6 protein-coding genes and 1 pseudogene are annotated in these 5,636 nt (G+C 72.6%); 2 read left to right on the top strand and 5 right to left on the bottom strand.

Annotated features, from left to right (window positions below; genetic code table 11):
* The coding region (locus AC27VN_RS30985; RefSeq protein WP_490879034.1) for an ATP-binding protein at positions 1 to 959 on the top strand (959 nt) is incomplete at its 5' end.
* A 12-nt stretch (positions 960 to 971) separates the two neighbouring features.
* On the opposite strand, the gene AC27VN_RS30980 is transcribed toward AC27VN_RS30985, so the two are convergent.
* Positions 972 to 2,264 (bottom strand): c-type cytochrome, encoded by a 1,293-nt coding sequence (locus AC27VN_RS30980; RefSeq protein ID WP_490879033.1) that lies wholly within the window; start codon positions 2,262 to 2,264, stop codon positions 972 to 974.
* A gap of 10 nt (positions 2,265 to 2,274) precedes the next feature.
* Positions 2,275 to 3,024, bottom strand: a complete 750-nt coding sequence (locus AC27VN_RS30975; RefSeq protein WP_490879032.1) for a c-type cytochrome — start codon at positions 3,022 to 3,024, stop codon at positions 2,275 to 2,277.
* 180 nt (positions 3,025 to 3,204) lie between these two features.
* Between AC27VN_RS30975 and AC27VN_RS30970 the strand changes: the two genes are divergently transcribed.
* The gene (locus AC27VN_RS30970) at positions 3,205 to 3,867 is read left to right on the top strand and encodes a DUF1345 domain-containing protein (protein ID WP_093340126.1); all 663 of its coding nucleotides are present in this window, start codon (positions 3,205 to 3,207) and stop codon (positions 3,865 to 3,867) included.
* 7 nt (positions 3,868 to 3,874) lie between these two features.
* On the opposite strand, the gene AC27VN_RS30965 is transcribed toward AC27VN_RS30970, so the two are convergent.
* The 3 genes and pseudogenes from AC27VN_RS30965 to AC27VN_RS30955 form a co-directional block, all read right to left on the bottom strand.
* Complete coding sequence (locus tag AC27VN_RS30965) at positions 3,875 to 4,807, bottom strand: DMT family transporter (protein ID WP_490879031.1); 933 nt, start codon at positions 4,805 to 4,807, stop codon at positions 3,875 to 3,877.
* Between the two features lie 75 nt (positions 4,808 to 4,882).
* Positions 4,883 to 5,380 (bottom strand): methylated-DNA--[protein]-cysteine S-methyltransferase, encoded by a 498-nt coding sequence (locus AC27VN_RS30960; RefSeq protein ID WP_093340123.1) that lies wholly within the window; start codon positions 5,378 to 5,380, stop codon positions 4,883 to 4,885.
* Positions 5,381 to 5,386: 6 nt separating this feature from the next.
* Positions 5,387 to 5,636, bottom strand: a pseudogene (locus AC27VN_RS30955) (adenosine deaminase); the annotation flags it as partial.

The raw sequence follows: 5,636 nt of genomic DNA, 5'->3' as shown, positions 1-5,636 counted from the left end.
GTGGGCCCGGCGATGAAGAGGGTGCCCCCTTGCTGCTGCCGCTGCGCCTGGCCGATGGCACGATGCTCACGCTGACGCTGCGCCCGCCCGCGCTGGGCCTCTCGGGGCGTGCCATCGCCCTGCTCGCGCTGCAGGTGCTGCTGCTGGGCGCGGCCACCTGGTGGGGCGTGCGCATCGCGGTGCGGCCGCTCGGTGCACTGGCGCGGGCCGCGAATGCCATCAGGCCCGGCACGCGGGCCGTCGCGCTGAAGGAGGCGGGCCCGGTGGAGGTGGTGCAGGCGGCGCGCGCCTTCAACGACATGCAGCGCCGCATCGATGCGCACCTGGCCGAGCGCCACCGGCTGCTCGCGGCCATCTCGCACGACCTGCAGACGCCGATCACGCGCATGCGGCTGCGGCTCGAGCCCTGGAAGGACGACCCGTGCGGCGCGCGGCTGGCGGGCGATCTCGATGCGATGCAGGCGCTGGTGGAAGAGGGGCTGGCCTATGCGCGGGCCGCCCATGCGGGCCAGGAGCCTTTTCGCGCCGTCGACATCGACGCGCTGCTCGATGGCCTGGTCTGCGATGCGCTCGATGCCGGCGCGCAGGTGGCGCTCGAGGGCCAGGCCGGCGCGCCGTTGAAGACCCGCATGCTCGCGCTGCGCCGCACGCTCGTGAACCTGCTCGACAACGCGATCAAGTTCGGCGGCGGCGCGCGCGTGGTCGTGGCAAGAACCGACACCGAGTTGCGGATCGCGGTGCGCGACAGCGGCCCGGGCATTCCCGAAGCGCTGCTGCACAGGGTGCTCGAGCCCTTCTACCGCGTGGAGTCGTCGCGCAACCGCGCGACCGGCGGCACGGGCCTGGGGCTCGCCATCGCGAGCGAGCTGGCGGCCGCGCTCGGCGGCGGGCTGCGGCTGTCGAACCGCCCCGAGGGTGGCCTGGAAGCGCTGCTGAGCCTGCCCGCGAACCCCGAATGACGGCGCCGCGCCTCAGCGCCGTGCGATGTCGAGCTGCGTGACCGGCGCGCTGTCGTTGCCCCACGAGCCGCGGATGTAGGTCAGCACGGCCGCGAGGTCGGTGCCGTCGAGCGTCTCGCCGAAGGGCGGCATGCCGTAGGGGCGCGGATTGCCCGCGGTGGTCGGCAGGAAGCCGCCATGGCTCACGACCTGGATCAGGTTGACGGGCCGCGCCATGTTGACGGCGCGGCTGCCCGCGAGCGGCGGGTAGGCGCCCGGCGCGCCCTGGCCCTGGTCGCCATGGCAGTAGGCGCAGCGCTGGTCGTAGATGCGGTTGCCGCGCGCCATCTCGCCGGCATCGCGCCGGTAGGTGGCGGGGCGTGCGGGCTTGGCGTCGGCGGCCTCCTGCGCGACGGCCGGCAGGTCCTTGAGGTAGGCGGCCATCGCCGACAGGTCGGCCTCGGAGAGGTGCTGCGTGCTCTCGAACACCACGTCGGCCATCGGGCCCATCACCGAGCCGCGCGGCGCGCTGCCGTTCTTCAGCAGCGCCACCACCTCGGTGGCGGGCCAGCCGGACACGCCGGCCTCGCGCGGATCGGCCAGCGAGGGCGCGTACCAGTTCTGCACCGCGATCAGCCCGCCCGAGAGGCCACGCTGCGTCTCGGTGGCGCCGAAGGCATTGCGGCTGCCGTGGCAGGCGATGCAGTGGCCCAGCCCGTCGACCAGGTAGGCGCCGCGGTTCCATTCGGCCGGCTTGCCCGCGTCGGCGACGAAGGTCTGCGGCGTGAAGAACAGCGCGCGCCAGACGCCGAGCGCGGCCTGGGTGTCGTAGGGGAAGCGCAGGCGGTGCGGCCGGTTCGGCGTGTCGGCCGCGGGCAGGCTGCGCAGGTAGGCGTAGATGGCGTCGGAGTCCTCGCGCGTGACGCGCGTGAAGCTCGGGTAGGGGAAGGCGGGATAGAGCAGCCGGCCGTCCTTCGAGCGGCCGTTGTGCATCGCGCGCCAGAAGTGCGCGCTGCTCCAGCCGCCGATGCCGTGCTGCGCATCGGGCGTGAGGTTGGTCGAGTGGATGGTGCCGAAGGGTGTCTCGATCGGCAGGCCGCCCGCGTAGGCCTGGCCGCCGCGCGTGGTGTGGCAGCCCGCGCAGTTGCCGGCCAGCGCGAGGTAGCGGCCGCGCTCGATGCGCTGCGGCGTGGCCTCGAAGGCCTCGGCCCGATCGGGAATGGCGGCCTCGCCGCGCAGGTTGAGCGCGACCACGCCGCCGGCCACGGCGGCCAGCAGCAGCACGAGCACCAGCAGGGTCCAGAACAGGCGTTTGAGCGCGGTCATCGTCGCGGCCTCACTGCATGCCGCCGCAAGCCATCGGCAGCGGCGCGGCCGGCGCGGACACCGGCTTGGGGTTGGCGGGCATCGGCTGCACCGCGAGCCAGCTCGCGACGGCGTTGATGTCGGCGGTGGTCATGCGCCGTCCGATCTCGGCCATGCAGTCGGGCGCGAGCGCATGGCGCTCGTTGGTGAGCCAGGCGCCGAGCTGCGAGGAGACGTAGAGACGCGGCAGTCCCAGCAGGCCCGGGATGGCCGGCTGCACGCCCGTGAGCGCGGCGCCGTGGCAATGCACGCAGGCCGGGATGTTGCGCGTGGCGTCGCCCTCGAGCGCGAGCTGGCGGCCGCGCGCGAGCTGCGCGGGGGCCGCGTCGCTGGTCGGCGAGACCGTGGCATAGGGCAGGTCGAGGCCGGCGAAGTAGTCCGCGATCTCCTGCAGGTAGGCGTCGGACATGTGGCGCACCATGTAGTTCATGTCGGTGTTGGAGCGCCGGCCGTCGCGGAAGCTGCGCAGCTGGTTGAACAGGTAGCCCGCGGGCTTGCCGGCCAGCCGCGGGAAGAAGGCCGCGTTGCCGGTCGAGCCCTGGCGGCCATGGCAGGCGATGCAGGCGGCCACGCGCTGCTCGATGGTGTCGGGGACGCCGGCCGGTTCGGCCGCGCGCGCGGGCTGCAGGCCCAGCAGGCCGAAGGTCGCGATGGCCAGTGCTGCCAGCGTGGCGCGCAGCCCGTGGTGCAGTGGTCGCGGAGGAAGTCGCACGTGTCTCATGGCGGAAGGGCGCGGCTGCATCGGCCGCACGTCGTTGCTTCGTGGGAAAACGTCGTCGGGCCCGGCGCGGTGCCCCGGGGACGTCGTGACCATACCAGCGCGCGCACGTTGCGGCGTACGCTGGGACAAAAAGTCCCATCGCGCGCACCGCGCGATGGCCACGGCGCTAAGCTGCGCCCCATGTCCACGCTCCATCCCCTGTCCACCACCACCGGTCCGCAGCGCCTGCTGTATGGCGGCATCGTCGGCGTCGCCATTGCTGCGATCCCCTGGCCGCTGGGCCTGATGGCGCGCGGGCTGGCCGGCTGGTGCGCGGCCGTGCTGGTCTACCAGGTGCTGACCTGGTGGCTGGCCGACACCTTCGATGCCAAGCGCACGCGCGAGCGCGCGCAGTCGCTCGACCAGCCGAACCTGATGATCCTGGTGTCGATGCTGGTGGTGGTGGGTGCGAGCGTGGTGGCGATCGCGATGCTGCTGCAGCAGGTCAAGCAGTTGAGCGGCATCGAGCGCGCGGTCCACATCGGGCTCGGGCTGGTGGCGCTCGCGGGCTCGTGGCTGATGATGCATTCCATCTACGCCTTCCACTACGCGCACCGCTACTACAACGACGAGAAGCACCGCGGGCCCGACGCGGGCGGGCTGGACTTCCCGGGCAAGGAAGACCCCGACTACTTCGACTTCCTCTACTACGCCTACGTGATCGGCATGACCTCGCAGGTGTCGGACGTGCAGGCCACCTCGCGCGAGATGCGGCGCATCACGCTGATCCACAGCGTGCTGGCCTTCGCTTTCAACATGCTGGTGCTCGCGCTGTCGGTCAACGTGGTGGCCGGCGCGATCTGATCCCGGCTCAGGCTTTGGCGGGGCGGGGCCAGAGCTTCACGAGGCCGGTCGACAGCGCCACGCCGCAGACGATCACCACGGCGCAGGTCAGCATCCACTGCGTGATGGTCTCGCCGAGGAACACCGCGCCGTAGAAGGCCGCGAACACCGGCACCAGGAAGGTCACTGTCAATGCGCGCGCCGGGCCGGCGCGCTCGATCAGCCGGAAGAACAGGATGTAGGCCACGCCGGTGCAGGCGATGCCGAGCGCGAGCAGCGCGAGCCAGGCGCGCGCGCCGGGCATCTGCGCGGGCCAGAGCCAGATCGCTGGCACGGCGAGGAACAGCGAGGCGCCGATCTGGCTGCCGGTGGCGGTGGCCAGCGGCGGCACGCCGGTGAGGAAGCGCCGCGTGGCGCTGGCCGAGATGCCGTAGCACAGGCAGGCCGCGAGGCAGGCCAGCATGGCCCACAGCGCCGCGAGGTTGCTGGCGCCGGTGTGCAGGCCGGCACCGCCGCTGGCGAGCATGGCGACGCCGATGAAGCCGATCACCAGGCCGACCAGCCGCGAGCCGTCGGGCCGTTCGCGGAACCAGGCCCAGGCCACCAGCGCGCCGAACATCGGCGTGGCCGCGTTGAGCACGGCCGCGAGGCTGCTGTTGATGCTGAGCACCGCGAAGCTGAACAGCGCGAAGGGAAGGCCCGAGTTGAAGACGCCGACCGAGAAGCTGGGCTTCCAGTGGCGCGCCAGCGCGGGGCCCTGGCCGCGCAGCAGCGCGATCGGCAGCAGGAACAGCGCGGCGATGCTCACGCGCACGGCCGCGGTCGGCAGCGCGCCGAACTCGGCGGCGCCGATGCGCATGAACAGGAAGGAGGCGCCCCAGAGCGCGCCGAGCAGCACGAGGTCGAGGAGCCAGCCCTTGGGCTTGGGCGCGCCGGCGGCGGTGGTGGTGGAGGTGGTCATGCGGTGTTGTCGTTGTGTGTTCTCTTGCGCCCGGCTGCGGATCCGTCTGCAGCCGGGCGTTCCCGGACCGCGAGCCTACCGCACGCCTTCGAGCTCGAGCAGCGCGCTCTTGCGCTCGAGCCCGCCGGCATAGCCGGTCAGCGAGCCGTTGGCGCCGAGCACGCGGTGGCAGGGCACGATCACGCTGATCGGGTTGCGGCCCACGGCCGCGCCCACCGCGCGCACCGCGGCCGGGTTGCCGACGTTCGCGCTCAGCGCGCCATAGCTGGTGGTGGCGCCCGCGGGGATCGCGAGCAGCGCCTGCCACACGCTCTGCTGGAACGCGGTGCCGTGCGACAGGTCGAGCGGCAGCTCGAAGCGGTCGCGCTTGCCGGCGAAATAGTCGCGCAGCTGTGCGGCCGTTTCGACGAACACCGGGTGGTCATCGCGCGTCTGCCAGCCCGTGGTGTCGGGCCAGTGGCGCTGCTGGTCGAACCAGACACCGGCCAGGCCGGCGTCGGTGGCGGCCATGGTGATGCCGCCGAGCGGGCTGTCGTAGTGCGAGGTGTAGATGACGGTCTTCTTGAACTTCATGGCTTTTCAGGCGGTGAGGCCTGCCGTTGGGTTGGAAGGGATGTCCGCGGCGGTGGGCTCGACGGACGGCGTGGAAGGGACGGGTGCGTGCCAGGCGCGCAGCACCGCATAGCTGCGCCACGGGCGCCAGGCCTGCGAGGCCTCGCTCGCGGCGCGCGCGGTGCTCACGCCCAGCGCCTTCTGCAGCGCGACGTCGCCGGCCGGAAAGGCATCGGGCCAGCGCAGCGCGCGCATCGCGATGTACTGCGCGGTCCAG

The organism is Variovorax sp. 20P10.2.4 (genome assembly GCF_058244205.1).
This window is presented reverse-complemented; position numbering and strand designations above follow the sequence as displayed.

What these genes read in the sequence shown, in the direction of transcription:
- AC27VN_RS30980 (WP_490879033.1), bottom strand. Translation starts at nt 2,264, where the DNA reads ATGACCGCGCTCAAACGCCTGTTCTGGACCCTGCTGGTGCTCGTGCTG.
- AC27VN_RS30975 (WP_490879032.1), bottom strand. Translation starts at nt 3,024, where the DNA reads ATGAGACACGTGCGACTTCCTCCGCGACCACTGCACCACGGGCTGCGC.
- AC27VN_RS30970 (WP_093340126.1), top strand. Translation starts at nt 3,205, where the DNA reads ATGTCCACGCTCCATCCCCTGTCCACCACCACCGGTCCGCAGCGCCTG.
- AC27VN_RS30965 (WP_490879031.1), bottom strand. Translation starts at nt 4,807, where the DNA reads ATGACCACCTCCACCACCACCGCCGCCGGCGCGCCCAAGCCCAAGGGC.
- AC27VN_RS30960 (WP_093340123.1), bottom strand. Translation starts at nt 5,380, where the DNA reads ATGAAGTTCAAGAAGACCGTCATCTACACCTCGCACTACGACAGCCCG.